The organism is Alteromonas sp. KC3, from assembly GCF_016756315.1.
GTDB lineage: Bacteria > Pseudomonadota > Gammaproteobacteria > Enterobacterales > Alteromonadaceae > Alteromonas.
The window spans coordinates 2,083,644-2,101,516 of sequence record NZ_AP024235.1 but is presented as its reverse complement, the minus strand read 5'-3'; the positions used below and the strand labels follow the sequence as shown (position 1 = coordinate 2,101,516).

Below are 17,873 nucleotides of genomic sequence, written 5' to 3'. Positions count from 1 at the left end.
GTGCGTTTATATTGTGCATTAATGTTGCCATCCACAAATATTAAATTCTTTTCAAATACCGCTATTTATCTGCATGTTGAATAGCGATCTATAAGCAACAGCTATACTAATAGATGCACCCTATTATTTATGCAGTTATTAATACAATATTCATGTAAAAATCTTGATCTTTGCCCTATTAAATAATAGGTTTACAGCATGCTGGTCTGACCTCAATTTGCACTGGTGCATTGTGAAGTGCTCACCCCAATTGAGCAGCGACCTGTATAATGTTCAACGCCTTTCAGGAGTGAAGTATGGCAGATTTTATATGGTTTTTACTGGTGGTTTTGACACTAGCGGTTGCTAGCTATAAACGCACCAGCTTGGTAACGGCAGTTGCCATGGGCGCAGGTGTCATGATTTTAGGCACCCTCTTTGGCGATATCGGCCTTTTAGGCTGGGTGGTATACCTAGCATTAACACTTCCTTTCACGCTATCGAACATCAGACAGCAATACATTTCAACTAAACTACTTGCGTTCTATCGCAAAGTGATGCCTGAAATGTCAAGCACAGAACAAGAAGCTATTGATGCTGGTACTGTATGGTGGGACGGTGATATTTTCAGCGGTAAGCCAGACTGGGATAAGTTACACCGCATCCCTAAAGGGCGTCTGACTGCTGAAGAGCAAGCGTTTCTAGACGGTCCGTGTGACACGGTATGCTCTATGGTAGACGAGTGGCAAATCAATCACAAAGATGCCGATCTACCTCCTGAGATTTGGCAGTATCTAAAAGATCATAAGTTCTTCGCTATGATCATTAAGAAGCAATACGGTGGTTTAGAGTTTTCTGCCTATGCGCAATCTCGTGTACTACAAAAGTTGGCCGGTGTCAGCGCTGTATTATCGAGCACTGTTGGTGTTCCTAACTCATTAGGCCCAGGTGAACTACTTCAGCACTACGGTACCAAAGAGCAACAAGACCACTATCTACCGCGTCTTGCAGCAGGTGAAGAAATTCCTTGTTTCGCGCTTACCGGCCCTGAAGCAGGTTCAGATGCGGGTGCGATCCCTGATGTGGGTGTGGTTTGCAAAGGCGAATTCAACGGTGAAGAAGTATTGGGTATGCGCCTTACGTTCAACAAGCGCTACATCACTCTTGCGCCGGTTGCGACGGTTATTGGACTCGCGTTTAAGCTTCAAGATCCAGACGGTCTTCTTAGCGACAATAAAGAGCCAGGTATTACGTGTGCCCTTATTCCGCGTGACACCAAAGGTTTGGAAATTGGCCGCCGCCACTTCCCACTTAATACGCCATTCCAAAACGGTCCAATTAAGGGTGAAGATATCTTTGTGCCTATCGACTATATCATCGGTGGTCCGAAAATGGCGGGTCGCGGCTGGCGTATGCTTGTAGAGTGTTTGTCAGTGGGTCGTTGTATAACTCTTCCTTCATCAGCAGCAGGTGGCGCTAAGTCGGTATCACTGGCAACTGGTGCGTATGCTCGTATTCGTCGTCAATTCCGTATGCCTGTAGGTCATATGGAAGGGGTTGAAGAGATGCTGGCTCGCATCGGCGGTAACGCTTACTTGATGGATGGTGTGACGCGCTTCTCAACCGTTGGTGTTGACCTTGGCGAAAAACCTTCGGTAATTTCGGCAATCTGTAAATACCACCTAACTGAAAAAATGCGTCAAGTTATCAACGATGCAATGGATGTTCACGGTGGTAAAGGCGTAATGCTTGGGCCAAATAACTACCTTGGTCGTGGTTATCAAGGTGTGCCTGTTTCTATTACCGTTGAAGGTGCAAATATCCTTACGCGAAACATGATGATCTTTGGTCAAGGCGCAATGCGCTGTCACCCGTTTGTTCTTAAGGAAATTGAAGCAGCTTCAATTGAAGATAGAAAAGAAGCGCTGAAAGCCTTTGATAAAGCGGTATTTGGTCATATTGGTTTTGCCGTAGCGAACACTGTACGCAGCGTCTGGTTCTCGTTAACTAACGGCGCGTTTAGCAGTGCACCATTTACTGATGAAACAGCTCGCTACTACAAGCTTCTACAGGGTTATAGTGCAAACTTAGCATTGCTTACTGACGTATCAATGGGTGTACTTGGCGGTGATTTAAAACGTCGTGAACGCTTATCTGCGCGTTTAGGCGATATTCTAAGTGGCCTTTACTTAGGCAGTACAACACTTAAGCGTTTCGACGAAGAAGGTCGCTTAAAAGAAGACTTACCTCTTCTTCATTGGGCAATGCAAACTACCCTACACGACATTGAAACCGCTATTGATGACTTCTTGGCGAACTTCCCGAATAAAGCCATTGCAGTCGTTATGCGCGCTATGGTTATTCCATTTGGCCGTCGTGTTGGCAAGCCATCTGATAAAACAGAGCATGCCATTGCGCAAATGCTACAAACGCCTTGCTCTGCACGTAGCCGTTTAGGCTATGGCCAGTACTTAACTCGCGAAGAAGGCAGCTTAATGGGTGACCTTGAGCAGACGCTTGATGACGTTTTGGCAAGCGAGCCAATTTTCGAGCGTATTTGTAAGCATAAGAAAGCTAAGTTGCCATTCACGCAACTTGAAAAGCTTGCTGATGAAGCGCTTGCAGAAGGCGTTATCAACGAAGACGAAGCGAATCTGCTGCGTAAAACTGAAGCGGGTCGTTTGCGTACCATCAACGTTGACGATTTCGACCACGAAGAATTGGTAGCAAAGATAAACTCGTCTAGTGCATCGACTAAAAAGCGTGGTGGCAAGGCAGCGTAAGCGCGTTGACCATTACACGTTTCTAACTAAAAAGGCCGCTTAATAGCGGCCTTTCTTATTTGGTTAGTCTGTTAATCTGACATAAAAAAACCGGAATAAACTCCGGTTTTTTTAATCAATTTACAAATACTAGCTAAGCTGAAGTTTGTCCATTAATAGAACTGCCTGAGTTCGGGTATTAATTTCTAGTTTACGCAGTATGGCGCTGATATGTGCCTTAATGGTTGCTTCGGTAACATTCATCTCATGTGCAATTTGTTTATTCATCAGACCTGCACGTAAATACGACAATACTTGAATTTGCTTAGGGGTTAACTCGCGGAATCGCTGAAGTAGGACCTTCAGTTCGTCATCAACTTTATCGAGTTCTTCTTCCATTCCCTCTGGTAGCCATTTTTTACCCGCGATTATATCTACAATCGCTTGCGCTATTTCGCGCGTTGCAGATACTTTAGGTATGAAACCCTGTGCGCCAAGACTCATAACCTGAGCAACAACTTCAACGCTATCACTACCTGAAATTACGCCAACGGGAATATCAGGGTATTGCTCACGAAGTGTAATTAGGCCGTTAAAGTACTCTCCACCAGGCATATTTAAATCAAGAAGAACCAGTTCGACGCCATCGAATTCATTTAATTTTTCAAGTGCTGATTCAAGACTTCCTGCCTCGATGATTTGCGAATTTTCAAAGTAGGGTTCTAACGCGCCGCTTAAAGCTTCGCGAAACAATGGGTGATCGTCTGCTACTAGAATTCTCGTCATTAGCGTTACTGCTTCCTTATTGTATTTGTTGATAGATTAATACTTTCGTTTAGTAACGAAAAGCCCTAAACCTTAAAAATAGACTAAATTTCAAGAAAATTGGTGTTTTAGATTGGCATTTTCAATTCAAACGTTAAAATTGCGGCCCAAATTACGAAATGAAGGCCTATTGTGAAGAAGCACGACAACATTTATGCAAACCCGCTCAGTAAAGTAGCCGACTTTAAATTTGACGAGTCTGTGGTAGATGTGTTTCCCGATATGATCCAACGTTCCGTACCGGGATACGAAACGATTATTCACACTATCGGTGAACTGGCCAAAAGCGCGGTAAGCGATAATTCTAATGTATACGACTTAGGGTGCTCTTTGGGGGCTGCAAGTTTGTCTATAGCAAGAGCAACTCAAGACAAAACGTTTAACATCATAGGCGTCGATAGTAGTGAGGCAATGGTTGAACGTTGTAAACGTGTTGTACAAGCATTTACACTGACAAACCCTATCACCATTGAGCAAGCCTATGCTCAAGAGGTCGAGATTACAAATGCATCAATGGTGGTGATGAATTTCACCCTACAGTTTATACCTCCAGCCGATCGCGCTGCGCTATTATCTAAGATATACGAAGGGTTGAATCCTGGTGGTATTTTAGTGCTGTCAGAGAAAATTCGACATCCGACCCTAAGAGGAAACGAACTGCTTATCGACTTACATCACCAGTTCAAACGCGACAACGGTTATAGCGAGTTAGAAGTGAGTCAAAAACGCGCAGCGTTGGAAAAAGTGATGCTAACCGACACATTCGAAGAACATGAAACTCGCTTAAAAAATGCAGGCTTCAGCGATGTAGTAATGTGGTACAAATGCTACAACTTCACGTCTTTGATTGCGGTTAAAGCTTAAGCCGACATACTAGGAACAACATGAGTAAACTAGAAAACATTTGGTTTAACGACTGCTATAAATCGTTATTAGACAGCCCACTTGCCCACTGGCTACAAACACTTCCTGCATTAATGGACGAATGGCAGCGCAACGGAAAACACGGTGAATTTGATAAGTGGTGTAGGTTACTCAATAAATTGCCCAAACCCGCCTGCAGCACCATCGATTTGAAAAATACTGTGACTATAGGAAGCGAAAAAGACGTTGATACCTATACGCAAAAACAAATTGAAGGCTTACTAAAACAATTTATGCCATGGAGAAAAGGTCCATATCATGTGCACGGCATTCACATAGACACGGAATGGCGCTCGGACTGGAAGTGGGACCGTGTTGTACCTCACATAGCGTCACTAGAAAACCGGCACGTATTAGACGTGGGCTGCGGAAGTGGATATCACATGTGGCGCATGCTCGGCGAAGGTGCCTCTCGCGTTATTGGCGTCGACCCAACGCAACTATTCTTCATTCAGTTTCACGCCATAAAGCACTTCATGCATAACGAAAATGTTGCCACAAACAATATCCATTTTCTTCCTATGGGCATTGAAGACATGCAGCCGCTGAAGGCTTTCGATACCGTATTCTCTATGGGCGTGCTGTATCACAGAAAAGACCCTATGGCGTTTTTAACACAGCTTAAAGACCAACTTCGCAAAGGCGGCGAGTTGGTGCTTGAAACGCTAGTAGTGGACGGTGATGAAAATACCGTACTAATGGCGGGCGAGCGTTACGCTCAAATGCGTAATGTCTGGTTTTTACCTAGCACTGCGGCACTTACCGTTTGGCTATCACGCCTAGGCTTTGAAAATATTCGCGTGGTGGATGTGAATCACACGACATTAGACGAGCAACGCTCAACGCCTTGGATGGACACGCAATCTTTGAAAGATTTTCTCGATCCAGAAGATATTACCCGCACCATTGAAGGCTACCCTGCACCACAACGAGCCGTTATTGTAGCCAACAAGAAGTAAAGACCTTTCCTGAACCAACGACTCTGTGTTGGCATAAATGTTGTAACCCTAATCTGCTAAAGTGTAAGTAATCTGCATTGATTAGGGTGACAACATGGACATACATGGCTTTCTAGCAACACATCAATTGCCAAGTAGCTATGCAGAGATTGCACAAAAATGGTTCACTCCATTATGTGAACGGCTACTCAAGCACCAAGAAGGTGCATCAAAACCTTTCGTTGTGGGCATCAATGGATGTCAAGGTTCTGGAAAATCCACATTAACCAGTTTTATTGAAGCCTTTTTAACGTCAGTACATGGCAAACGCGTTGTGTCTTTGTCTATCGATGACTTCTATCTTGACCAATCACAGCGTAACGCGTTGGCTATAAAGGTACATCCACTGCTGAAGACTCGCGGAGTACCTGGTACACACGATACGGCTTTGGCGCTCACTACACTTCGACAACTTGAAAGTGGTCAGCCCACTGCTCTCCCCCGGTTTAATAAAGCAACTGACAATCCGCAGCCCAAAGCGCAGTGGCCTGTGGTAAGCGAATCACCGGACTTCGTTATTCTTGAAGGCTGGTGTGTTGGTGTGCCTGCACAATCTGCTGATGATGTTAAGCGCCCGATTAATCATCTTGAAGAAGTAGACGATCCGCTTGGTATTTGGCGATCTTTTGTCAATACTGAATTAGCAGGTGAATACCAAGCGCTGTTTAACAAGATCAACTATAGCGTAATGCTGAAAGCGCCCTCGTTTGATTGTGTTTACCAATGGCGTCTAGAGCAAGAACACAAACTAGCCGCTTCTGTGCAGGGCAAAGGCGCTGGCATTATGAGTGACGAAGAAGTGGCAAACTTTGTGCAACACTATCAACGCATTACAGAGCACGCACTTGATTGCTTGCCCGACAGATGCGACACGGTTTTTATATTAGATTCAACAAGAACGATAACAGAACAGGATGTAAAACAATGACGAAAACGCTTGTTTTCACCGATATGGACGGCACGCTGTTAGACCACCATACCTACTCTTTTGAGGCGGCGAAACCGGCTTTAGCGGCATTAAAACAAAAAGACATTCCCGTAATACCCACTACCAGCAAAACCTTTGCTGAATTGGAGCCATTGCGAGAGCGGATAGGATTGGATGGCCCTTTTATTATCGAAAATGGTGCTGCGATATTTATTCCTCATGGCTTTTTTAAGCAAAAACCTAGTGGCACAGTGTGGGTAGATGGCTATTGGTGTAAAGCCTTTATCTCAAATAAGAACTACTGGATTAAGTTGCTTGAGAAGATGGGCAGCGACTTTGATAGTAAGTACAAACAATTTTCAAAAATGTCACTAGATGAAATTCAAGAATGTACTGACCTTGACGAACACTCCGCATCGCTTGCAGCTAAACGGCAATTTGGTGAACCCATTTTGTGGCTAGGAAGCGATGATGAAAAGCAGCGCTTTTTAAAAGCGGTGAAAGACAGAGGCGCCTTCCCACTAGAAGGAGGCCGATTCATTCACGTCTCAGGCAACTGTGATAAAGGTCAAGCGCTTAAGTGGCTTGCCAGTGAATACCAAAAACAGCACGTGACCAAAGTGAACACAGTAGCCCTTGGTGACGGTAAAAACGACGTGGCGATGCTAGAGGCAGCGCATACCCCTATAAGAATATTATCACCGGTAAATCCTCCACCCGAAGTACAAAAAGAAGAGGTATATACCAGCACCCTAACCGGCCCTGAAGGCTGGAATGAAATGCTAACACAACTATTATCCCTTTGATCAGGAGGACACATGGCTGATTTTTATCAAAATGGTGTGGTAACAACGTTACATAACTTGGCTCGTCGTCCAACCGAAGAGCTTGAAGCAGAGCTTCTTCAATTTTCACAAAAGCGTCCAATGGCGCTAATTCTTCCCTCTCTTTTTTCAGAGCTTGAAGGCGACGCGCTTCCGCATATCGTTAATGAACTCACTGAAGTTCCATACTTGTCTGAAGTTGTTATTGGTTTAGATAGAGCCAATCAAGAACAATACAAACACGCGCTTAAATTCTTTGGAAAACTACCACAGCACCACCGCATATTATGGAACGATGGCCCTAGGCTTAAAGCGTTAGATGAAGAGCTTCAAGCCCAAGGCCTTGCGCCTAAAGAGTTGGGTAAAGGGCGAAACGTATGGTACTGCATGGGCTATGTACTGGCGTCGAACCGAGCTGAATCGGTAGCACTGCATGATTGTGATATCGTGACTTACGAGAAAGATTTACTTGCCCGCCTCATCTACCCGGTGGCTAACCCGCAGTTTAACTATGAATTCTGTAAAGGCTATTACGCGCGTGTCGCTAATGGCAAAATTAACGGCCGTGTTTCTCGTTTACTCGTAACGCCCCTCTTGCGCGCACTTAAACGCATTATGGGTGACAACGAGTACCTTGAGTTTATGGACAGCTTTCGCTATCCACTAGCGGGAGAATTCTCGTTTAGACGCGACGTGCTTAACGATATTCGCATTCCTAGCGACTGGGGTTTGGAAATTGGCGTACTGTCTGAAATGCACCGCAACTATTCTCACAACAGACTGTGTCAGGCAGATATTTGTGACATTTACGACCACAAGCACCAAGATTTATCGCTTAACAACGACCAAGGTGGTTTGTCGAAAATGTCTATCGACATTACCAAAGCCATTTTCAGAAAGTTGGCAACACAAGGCTATACTTTCAGTAATGAAATGTTTCGCTCGATTAAAGCAACCTATTTCCGCATTGCGCTAGACTTTATTGAGACCTATCACAACGACGCCGTCATGAACGGGCTTAGCCTTGACATTCACAGCGAAGAAAAAGCGGTAGAAATGTTTGCCAGCAACATTATGAAAGCGGGTCAAAACTTTTTAGAAAACCCCATGGAAACGCCGTTTATACCGAGCTGGAACCGCGTAACCAGTGCGGTACCCGATATTTTAGAGCGTCTTTTAGAGGCGGTTGAAGCTGATACTGCAGAATTTATGGAGTAAGTAATATGGCATGGGACCTTCTCCATGACAAAGTAAAACACCATCTTGAAAGTATTTATGCCGATGTAGCGCTTAACGTCTCGTATGAGACGTTAGCGACCGACTTAATGAATACTATTGGCATCAAGTCAGATGCCGATATAGCCTCGCCTCAATCTCATCACAATTATTGGGATGAGGAAGACGTCGTGATGATCACCTATGGCGACAGCGTGATAGATGATGACGAGCGCCCGCTTGTGACGCTTAACCGCTTTCTTCACCGCTACTGCAAAAATACGATAAACAACGTACATATACTGCCGTTCTTTCCGTATAGCTCTGACGATGGCTTTTCGGTTATTGATTATTCGACAGTTAACGAAGCGCTTGGCTCGTGGGACGATGTTGAAGACATAGCCAAAGACTACGGGTTAATGGCTGATCTTGTGATAAATCACTGTTCAGCAAGAAGCGTGTGGTTTGATAATTTCATTAAAGGTGAAGGGCCGGGTTCTGACTACTTTTTTACAGCGGATCCGACTGATGATTTGTCGATGGTAACCCGACCTCGGGTTTCGCCATTGTTGCGTGAAACTGAAACGGCTAACGGCACCAAGCACGTATGGTGTACGTTTAGTCACGATCAGGTAGATTTTGATTTTAGAAACCCTAAGGTTTTACTGGCTTTTGTTGATATTATTCGCCTATACATCGACAAAGGCTCGAAGTTGTTTCGACTAGATGCCGTCGCCTTCCTATGGAAAATTGTGGGCACGAATTGCATTAACTTGCCGCAAACGCACGAAGTTATTCGCTTGTTGCGCACTTTGATTGAACATGTCGACCCTTCAATCATTATTATTACTGAAACCAATATTCCCAACCGCGAAAACCTAACCTATTTTGGTAACGCCAATGAAGCGCACGCCATTTATAATTTTTCATTACCGCCACTATTGGTAAATACCTTGGTAACAGGCGACTGCACCTATTTGAAAAGTTGGATGATGAGCATGCCTCCTGCACAAAATGGTACTGCGTACTTCAACTTTATTGCTTCGCATGACGGTATTGGGCTTAGGCCTGCTGAGGGTTTGCTAAGTGAAGAAGAAATATCGGAGTTGGTGCATACGATGCAACACTTTGGGGGTAAAATTTCATGGCGTGCGTCTGATCACGGTCAGCAAAAGCCTTATGAAATAAACATTACCTTGTTTGATGCACTTCAAGGCACCACTAAGGGCCCAGATAAATATCAAGTAGATCGCTTTATTTGCGCTCATGCAATCATGCTGGGTATGGAAGGGATCCCAGGGCTATACATTCACAGTTTGTTGGGCACCTCAAACGACTATGAGAAAGTCGCCAATACAGGCCAAAACCGTTCTATAAACCGACGTCGCTGGGACTTAAAAGAACTAGAAGCATTACTTGATTCGCCTTTCTCGCAGCATCACAAAGTACTAACCCGTTTGTCGCAGCTTATTCGCATAAGAAAAGCACAACCGGCGTTTCACCCTAACGCTACACAGTTTACGCTGCAGTTAGGTACACAGCTATTTGGTTACTGGCGACAAAGTCTAGATAGAAAACAAAGCGTATTCTGCATAAGTAACATTAGCGATGAAGACCAAACCGTATTGTTGTCAGATATTAACTTAATTGGCACCGATAACTGGATTGATCTTATCTCTCGAGATGAAATTGCGTTAGCAAGTGGCAGTTTGCAGATGAAGCCTTACCAAACGCTTTGGATTAGTAACCAAGACTTTGAGTAAATAGTACTTGCGCTAGTAAACAAAAAGCCGGCGCACAAACAAACACTGACCGCGGAAGGGAAGCTGCGGTATTATACTTTTCGAAGTTCCATCAACACATAAGGTAGTAATGCAACCTATTTCCACATTTATCTTTGACCTAGACGGCACCTTAGTCGACTCAGTACCCGACCTCGCTCACGCACTAAACGCTACGCTTCATGACATGGGCTTACCGACGTACCCTGAAACCACAATAAGGCATTGGGTTGGTAATGGTGCGCGAATGCTGGTTGAGCGAGGGCTAAGTGGAAGTACAAGCATTTCCCATGGCCAAAGTAGTGCACAAGTAGACGCGGCGCTTGATAAATTTTTAGCGCATTACCGCGTATTGGTATGCCAATATTCCACATTGTACAAAGGGGTATTCGACACACTAGCAACGCTTAAATGTAAGCAGTACAACCTGGCGCTGGTAACTAATAAACCCGAGGAATTTATTCCACCAATTCTTAACGCGTATTCATTAAATGACATGTTTTTGGTAACGGTTGGCGGCGACTCTTTACCTGAGAAAAAACCATCTCCCCTGCCCTTATTACACGTTAGCGATACCCTGAACGTGATGCCAGAGACGTGTATAATGGTGGGCGATTCAAAAAATGATATACAGGCGGCCAAGGCCGCTAATATGAGGTGTGTCGGGTTAACTTACGGTTACAACTACGGCGAAGATATTGCCATTCATGAACCCGACTGGGTGTTTGATTGTTTTACCCAGTTATTGACGTTGTAAAAGACTAAAATATCCCGTGATGCTCATTCCAACAGAACAAAGTGACGTTCTTAATGGGTAATCAACTTTCCATCCTTTCACGCGGTTTCACAAAACCCCGGTTAAAACCTACATTAATCTTTGGTATAACGTTGGTTTTTCTGTAACATCCGCTGTTCATTAATATACAGAACAACAGTTTATAAGGTGGTTGGTATGTCATCTAAATGGCTTTCGTTAGAAGAAGCGTTGTCTAAAGCACTCGATGCCGCTTCGCCTATTAGCGAGACTGAACAAATAAGTATTTTTGATGCCACCAACCGCATACTGGCCGATGATGTTGTGGCCAATGTAGACGTACCGCCTTGGGACAATTCCGCTATGGACGGATACGCCGTTAATACCGCGTCGCTTAACGGCGAAACGCCTCTTAACGTGCAAGGTGTAATTACCGCAGGCATGGAAGCAAGCACACCACTACTAGCGGGCCATGCGTTTAAGATAATGACAGGCGCCCCTATACCACCACAGGCCGACGCCGTGGTAATGATTGAAAACACCGACGGTGGCAAAGACAACGTTTGCATTACGAAAGCGCCCTCGTCTGGTGAGAATATTCGTAAAAAAGCCAACGATATTGCCGTTGGCGATGTGCTAGTAAAACAAGGTACGCAGCTGTGCGCAGAGCACCTTATGTTATTGTCTTCGCAAGGCAAAAGCGACGTTACGGTGTACCGTAAACTTCGCGTTGGCGTGGTAGCCACTGGGTCTGAATTGGCGTACCCTGGCAGCGAGCGCGCCAACACACAAATTTACGAGTCGAACCGCGTGGGCGTAAGCAGTATTTTGCGCAACGAAAACGTGGATATTATCGATTTTGGTATTGTTGAAGATGACGAAGCCTCACTACGCGCGCTTTTCACTGAAGCTAGCACCAAAGTAGATGTAATGGTAAGCAGTGGCGGCGTATCGGTTGGCGATGCTGACTATGTAAAAGATATTATAAGCGAACTAGGCAACATTGATTTTTGGAAGATTGCGGTTAAACCGGGTAAGCCATTTGCCCTTGGGAAGATAGGCAACACCTTATTTTGCGGTTTGCCTGGCAACCCAGTGTCATCATTTGTTACGGCAAAGCTGTTAGTAGTGCCCGTAATTAAGAAGCTGCAGGGACAAACCGGTAACTACGAACCACTTTACATCAACGCTAACATTACCCGAGATGTAAAACGCCGTGCGGGACGACGAGATTTTCAGCGTGCAACCATGGTGAAAAACGCAAAAGGCGAATGGGAAGTAACACCGTTTAAATCGCAGAGCTCTGGTGTAATGACTTCAATTACCTCGGCCAACTGTTTAATGGTGATCCACGAAGATATTGCCACTCTGAACAAAGGCGACAGTGTACCGGTGATGCCCTTTCACCTATAAAGAACGAATTAGCCGCAGTGACTGCGTTTAAAAGCGCGCGGCAGCATACAAACATAAAGCGTGTTGCAGCACATTGTGCGCACACGACGACTACTTGAGACAACACACTCGTGAACAAGAAACGCTTCCTACTGGAAGGTAGAGATATATTAAAACTGGCGTGGCCTTTATTGGTTGCGCAAATTACACAAATGCTAATGGGCGTAAGCGATACCATTATGGCGGGGCGTTACAGCGCAACCGACATGGCTGCTGTTGCCCTTGGTTTTAGCATTACTGTACCGCTTTTGTGCTTTATTCAAGGTATTGCGCTGGCTTTGCCGCCTATTATTTCGCGCTTGCAAGGTAACAAGAACATAGAAGGCATTGCCGATGCGTCGCAGCAGGCTGGCTACTTGGTATTTTTTGTAGGTGTAGTGGTTACCGCGCTATTACCGTTTACCAAAAGCATAGTATCGCTATTTCCCATGGCACCAGAGCTATTCACCATTACCGTAGACTACGTTACCTATGTGCTACTGGCCATGCCAGGCTTTGCGCTATACCAATGGCTACGTAACTATTGTGAAGGTTTGGGTAAAACTAAACCCACCATGACGATTACTGTTATTGGATTGCTGGCTAACATTGTAGGCAACTACATGTTTATTTACGGTGCAGGGCCAATACCCGCAATGGGTGGCGCAGGTTGTGGCGTGGCTACTGCCATCGTTATTTACACCATGCTTATTGCAACATTTGTGTACGTGCGTTTTGCCCCTGCCCTTAAAAAGTACAACCTATTTGGCAAGGTATATAAGCCTAATTTCACTACCATAAACCGTACGTTTAAAATGGGCCTACCCATTGCTATGACTATTTTATTTGAAGTAACGCTATTTTCATTAGTGGCACTGCTACTGGCCCCATTTGGTGCCAATACAGTAGCCGCGCACCAGGTAGCACTTAACTTCTCGGCGTTAATGTTTATGTTTCCGATGAGCATTGGTATGGCTGCAGCAATTCGTATTGGTTATCGCATAGGTCAAAACAACGGGCGACAAGCGAAAATTGCAGCACGCACTGCCATTTTAATTGGCTTTTGTACCGCAGCGTGCACCGCTACGTTCACCTTGCTAGCAAAGGGCTTTATTATTGGCCTTTATACCAGTGATGAAGCCGTATATACCCTAGCTAATGCGCTGCTGATTTACGCAGCATTGTTTCAGCTGTCTGACGCTGTGCAGGTTATTTCGGCCAATGCGCTTCGCGGTTATAAAGATACGACAGCGATGTTTATCATTACGTTTGTGTCGTACTGGTTAATTGGCTTACCCACGGGCGTGATCTTGGGCAGAACCAACTGGGTAACTGCCGAGCCCATGGCAGCTGCCGGCTTCTGGATTGGGTTTATTGTAGGGCTAAGTGCAGCCGCTGTGATGTTGGGTGCACGTTTGCTTTATATTCAGCGCCCCGGTGCGACGTTGCGCGCTTAGTATCGGTATTGCCACATTATCGGTATTGCCACAACGCGCGTGCACAGCGTTAAAATAACCTAGAAGCGCCGCTACACGCAGATTAATCTGCCAGCGGCGTCCAGTCTTGAGGGGTGTCTATATCAAATTGCGCATTAGGTATAGACACCGCAGTTACCTTCCCTACTTTTTCATAGCCTTTAATAACTGGCTTTGCACCCACATCGCCCGTTAAGGCCAATAATGCTTTAAACGCTGTCGCAGGGAATATGGCTGGAACCGTAAGCTTTGGCTTTGCACTAATAGAGCTAGAGCCACTACTATCATCACTCCATTTACTACACACAATATGCGTTGGATTAGCACAAGAAGCCGCGACCAAATCGGCTAAGTCGTGGGCCGTTAATCGGGGTAAGTCTGCAAGGGTAATGAGTATATGGCTGGGGTTTGCCTGGCTAGCTTCAAGTCTTGGTGATGCGCTACCTACAAGGTGTTTAACGCCCTCGCGGATACTTGACGCAATGCCCTCTTGCCACAGGCTGTTAGTAACCAGACTGACGGGGACATGCGCTAGTGCTTCACGCACACTAAGATCCCATTTGCCCGTGACCACGACAGGTTGAGGTAAGTAATGGATCGCGTCTGTGTGTGTTACGAGGGTAGCGTGGGAATTTGTCACACTGGGCAGTTCCAGCAGCTGCTGGGCACTATGCGCCACTAACGGTTTGTTAGATACTGGGTGAACCGACATCAGCTTGTTACTGCCAAAGCGGGCACTTTGCCCGCCTGCCAGTAAAATGCAGCCTAATCGATAGCTCATCGGCTGCGACTTAACCCTTTAATTGCGTCGGTTAACCCTTCTAAGGTTAAACCGTACATCCTGTCTTCCATGATTTCACGAATGATCTTAATAGACGAATAATACGGCCAATAGTTTTCAGCCTGCGGGTTTAGCCATACCGCGTTATTGAAGTGATTAAGCAAACGTTGCAGCCATACGCTGCCCGGCTCTTCATTCCAGTGCTCTACACTGCCGCCTGGGTAGGTAATTTCATACGGCCCCATGGTGGCATCGCCAACAAAAATGACTTTATAGTCTTTACCGTAGCGATGAATGATATCCCAAATAGGAATGCGCTCTTTATTGCGGCGTAAGTTGTCTTTCCATACCTCTTCATACACACAGTTGTGAAAATAAAAATACTCTAAGTATTTAAACTCTGACTGTACGGCAGAAAACAATTCTTGGGTGCTTTTTACGTGAGGGTCCATAGAGCCACCCACATCAAAAAACATCAACACCTTTACCGCGTTATGGCGTTCTGGCGCCATATGAATATCTAACAAACCGCCCTTTTTCGCCGTTTCACCAATGGTGGTTGGCACATCAAGCTGTTCGCTGGCGCCAGTGCGTGCAAACTTTCTAAGCTTGCGCAGGGCTATTTTTATGTTACGCGTACCCAGTTCCACGTCAGAACTTAAGTTTTTAAACTCGCGCTTATCCCACACCTTAACCGCAGAGAACTTTCTATTGCCTTTTTGGCCAATACGCACGCCTTCTGGGTTATCACCATAGGCGCCAAACGGCGATGTACCGCCCGTACCAACCCATTTATTTCCACCTTGGTGGCGCTTTTCTTGTTCTTCCAAGCGTTTTTTCAAGGTTTCCATTAGCGCGTCAAGGCCGCCTGCTTTACGAAGCGCCTCGCGCTCTTCGGGGCTTAGATTTTTCTCTATTTCTTTGCGAAGCCATTCTTCTGGAATGTCTTTACCAAACAAATCGACCGACTCTACCCCTTCAAAGTACTCGGCAAACGCCCTATCGAACTTATCGTACTGGGTTTCGTCTTTCACCATGATGGTACGCGCTAGGCTATAGAACGACTCAATATCGGCGTACACCACATGCTTTTCCAGAGCTCTGAGTAAATCAAGTAACTCGCGAAGCGTGGTTTTAACCTGATACTTTCGTAGCGTGAAAAAGAACTGAATAAGCATTAGCGACGCGCCATAAAGACCAGTTTTTCAAACAAGTGAATGTCTTGTTCGTTTTTAAGTAGTGCACCGTAAAGCGGCGGAATGGCTGCTTTGCCGTCTTTCGAGTGAAGCGCCTCTGGCGGAATGTCTTCTGCAACTAACAGTTTAAGCCAGTCGATAAGCTCAGAGGTAGATGGCTTTTTCTTAAGCCCAGGCACGTCACGAATTTCAAAAAACGCTTTTAATGCTTCATCAAGCAGCTTTTTCTTTAAATCAGGGAAATGCACATTCACGATTTCCTGCATTTCGTCAGGGTTCGGGAACTGAATATAATGGAAGAAACAGCGGCGCAAAAATGCATCAGGCAGTTCTTTTTCATTGTTCGACGTTATAATAACAATAGGACGCTGCTTTGCCACAACGCGCTCTTGTGTTTCATACACAAAGAACTCCATTTTATCGAGCTCTAGTAACAAGTCGTTTGGAAACTCAATATCTGCTTTGTCTATTTCATCTATCAAAAGTACCGGGCGTTTTTCGGCACTAAACGCCTCCCAAAGTTTACCTTTTACAATGTAATTGCCAATGTCGTGTACGCGATCATCACCTAGCTGCGAGTCGCGCAAACGCGATACGGCGTCATATTCATACAAACCCTGCTGCGCTTTGGTGGTTGACTTAATGTGCCATTGAATAAGCTCGGTGCCTAAACTTTCAGCCAGTTCCTCGGCTAACATTGTTTTACCTGTGCCTGGCTCGCCCTTAATTAATAGCGGGCGCTCTAGCGTAATGGCGGCATTAACCGCTAATTGTAAGTCTTTGGTTGCGATGTAATTAGACGTGCCACTAAAAGCCATGGATGTTGTACTCCGTATAATTCTTCGTCTTCATGTATTTTAACAATAACATATAGCTAAAAAACACTTTGCATTTTTGCGTTTGGGACCAATGATATAGGGGTATGACGAAATCCCCTAATTCACGCTATGAATTATTAACTATTAAAAAGGTCGTACAGATCACGACAGAACGGGGTTTCCTAGAAATTAAGGAACGAGGTAAGGATTGAAAATGAACGTATTTGAAGATAATTCCCTATCGATTGGCCGCACGCCACTCGTTAAACTTAATCGCGTAACATCAGGTAATGTGTACGCGAAAATTGAGTCGCGCAACCCAAGCTTCAGCGTTAAGTGCCGTATTGGTGCCAACATGATTTGGGACGCGGAAAAACGCGGTGTCCTTACTGAAGGTAAAGAAATTGTAGAGCCTACCAGTGGTAACACAGGTATTGCCCTTGCGTTTGTTGCTGCATCACGTGGATACAAGCTAACGCTTACCATGCCTAGCAGCATGAGCCTTGAGCGCCGTAAACTACTTAAAGCGCTAGGTGCAAACCTAGTACTTACTGAAGCACCAAAAGGTATGAAAGGTGCAGTAGCGGCAGCACAAGAAATTGTGAACTCTGACCCAGACAAATACGTGCTGCTTCAGCAGTTTGATAACCCAGCAAACCCAGCTATTCACGAAAAAACCACTGGCCCAGAAATTTGGGAAGACACAGATGGTAAAGTAGACGCGTTTGTAGCAGGTGTAGGTACAGGCGGCACAATTACTGGTGTTAGCCGTTACCTTAAAAACACCAAAGGTAAGGCAATTACTTCTGTTGCGGTTGAGCCTACTGACTCACCAGTAATTACGCAGGCGCTTGCGGGTGAAGAACTAACTCCTGGCCCGCACAAAATTCAAGGTATTGGTGCAGGCTTTATTCCTGGCAACCTAGACCTAGATTTAATCGACGAAGTTGAGCAAGTGACCAACGAAGAATGTATGGAAATGGCGCGCAAGCTAATGACCGACGAAGGTATTCTTGCGGGTATTTCATCTGGTGCAGCAGTAGTTGCCGCTAAGCGTTTTGCTGAGCGACCAGAAAACAAAGATAAGGTTGTTGTAGTACTTCTAGCGAGTGGTACAGAGCGTTACCTAAGTAGCCCACTGTTCGCTGGCGCGTTCGACGAGCAAGAGGAAGTGCAGTAAGC

At 45.3% G+C, this 17,873-nt stretch carries 15 protein-coding genes; 11 read left to right on the top strand and 4 right to left on the bottom strand.

Annotation, left to right across the window (positions count from 1 at the left end; translation table 11 throughout):
- The first annotated feature begins 296 nt into the window (after window positions 1-296).
- A complete protein-coding gene (gene fadE, locus JN178_RS09420) occupies window positions 297-2,762 on the top strand; it encodes an acyl-CoA dehydrogenase FadE (RefSeq protein ID WP_202265562.1) in 2,466 nt (821 codons plus the stop codon).
- A 129-nt stretch (window positions 2,763-2,891) separates the two neighbouring features.
- Here the strand turns inward: fadE and JN178_RS09415 are convergent, their stop codons facing one another.
- A complete protein-coding gene (locus JN178_RS09415) occupies window positions 2,892-3,527 on the bottom strand; it encodes a response regulator (protein WP_202265560.1) in 636 nt (211 codons plus the stop codon).
- A 171-nt stretch (window positions 3,528-3,698) separates the two neighbouring features.
- On the opposite strand from JN178_RS09415, the gene cmoA reads away from it, so the two are divergent.
- The 9 genes from cmoA (at window position 3,699) to JN178_RS09370 (ending at window position 13,878) form a co-directional block, all read left to right on the top strand.
- Complete coding sequence (gene cmoA, locus JN178_RS09410) at window positions 3,699-4,430, top strand: carboxy-S-adenosyl-L-methionine synthase CmoA (RefSeq protein WP_202265558.1); 732 nt, start codon at window positions 3,699-3,701, stop codon at window positions 4,428-4,430.
- 20 nt (window positions 4,431-4,450) lie between these two features.
- Complete coding sequence (gene cmoB / locus JN178_RS09405) at window positions 4,451-5,449, top strand: tRNA 5-methoxyuridine(34)/uridine 5-oxyacetic acid(34) synthase CmoB (RefSeq protein WP_202265556.1); 999 nt, start codon at window positions 4,451-4,453, stop codon at window positions 5,447-5,449.
- A gap of 94 nt (window positions 5,450-5,543) precedes the next feature.
- Entirely contained in the window at window positions 5,544-6,416 is an 873-nt protein-coding gene (locus tag JN178_RS09400) for a kinase (protein WP_202265554.1), read from the top strand.
- Window positions 6,413-7,222: an HAD-IIB family hydrolase gene (locus JN178_RS09395; protein WP_202265552.1), complete on the top strand. Its 810-nt coding sequence runs from the start codon at window positions 6,413-6,415 to the stop codon at window positions 7,220-7,222. The genes JN178_RS09400 and JN178_RS09395 overlap by 4 nt, the downstream gene beginning before the upstream one ends.
- 12 nt (window positions 7,223-7,234) lie before the next feature.
- Window positions 7,235-8,458, top strand: coding sequence for a glycosyl transferase (locus JN178_RS09390; RefSeq protein WP_202265550.1), 1,224 nt, complete (start codon window positions 7,235-7,237; stop codon window positions 8,456-8,458).
- A gap of 5 nt (window positions 8,459-8,463) precedes the next feature.
- The gene (locus tag JN178_RS09385; RefSeq protein ID WP_202265548.1) at window positions 8,464-10,218 is read left to right on the top strand and encodes a sugar phosphorylase; all 1,755 of its coding nucleotides are present in this window, start codon (window positions 8,464-8,466) and stop codon (window positions 10,216-10,218) included.
- Between the two features lie 109 nt (window positions 10,219-10,327).
- On the top strand, window positions 10,328-10,993 hold the full coding sequence (locus JN178_RS09380) for a phosphoglycolate phosphatase (protein WP_202265546.1): 666 nt from the start codon (window positions 10,328-10,330) through the stop codon (window positions 10,991-10,993).
- 195 nt (window positions 10,994-11,188) lie between these two features.
- Window positions 11,189-12,403 (top strand): molybdopterin molybdotransferase MoeA, encoded by a 1,215-nt coding sequence (gene moeA, locus JN178_RS09375; RefSeq protein WP_202265544.1) that lies wholly within the window; start codon window positions 11,189-11,191, stop codon window positions 12,401-12,403.
- A 110-nt stretch (window positions 12,404-12,513) separates the two neighbouring features.
- Window positions 12,514-13,878, top strand: a complete 1,365-nt coding sequence (locus JN178_RS09370; RefSeq protein WP_202265542.1) for an MATE family efflux transporter — start codon at window positions 12,514-12,516, stop codon at window positions 13,876-13,878.
- 82 nt (window positions 13,879-13,960) lie between these two features.
- Here the strand turns inward: JN178_RS09370 and JN178_RS09365 are convergent, their stop codons facing one another.
- Genes JN178_RS09365 through JN178_RS09355 form a run of 3 tightly spaced genes read right to left on the bottom strand, consistent with a single transcriptional unit; the run spans window position 13,961 to window position 16,691 of the window.
- Window positions 13,961-14,677, bottom strand: a complete 717-nt coding sequence (locus tag JN178_RS09365) for a nucleotidyltransferase family protein (protein ID WP_202265527.1) — start codon at window positions 14,675-14,677, stop codon at window positions 13,961-13,963.
- A complete protein-coding gene (locus JN178_RS09360) occupies window positions 14,674-15,855 on the bottom strand; it encodes a vWA domain-containing protein (protein ID WP_202265525.1) in 1,182 nt (393 codons plus the stop codon). The genes JN178_RS09365 and JN178_RS09360 overlap by 4 nt, the downstream gene beginning before the upstream one ends.
- On the bottom strand, window positions 15,855-16,691 hold the full coding sequence (locus tag JN178_RS09355; protein ID WP_025255415.1) for an AAA family ATPase: 837 nt from the start codon (window positions 16,689-16,691) through the stop codon (window positions 15,855-15,857). Before JN178_RS09355 ends, JN178_RS09360 begins: the two co-directional genes overlap by 1 nt.
- A gap of 214 nt (window positions 16,692-16,905) precedes the next feature.
- Here JN178_RS09355 and cysK point away from each other — a divergent pair, with 214 nt between their 5' ends.
- Window positions 16,906-17,871 carry a cysteine synthase A gene (gene cysK, locus JN178_RS09350; RefSeq protein ID WP_202265523.1) on the top strand — a complete coding sequence of 322 codons (966 nt, stop codon included), beginning with the start codon at window positions 16,906-16,908 and terminating at the stop codon, window positions 17,869-17,871.
- Window positions 17,872-17,873 lie beyond the last annotated feature (2 nt).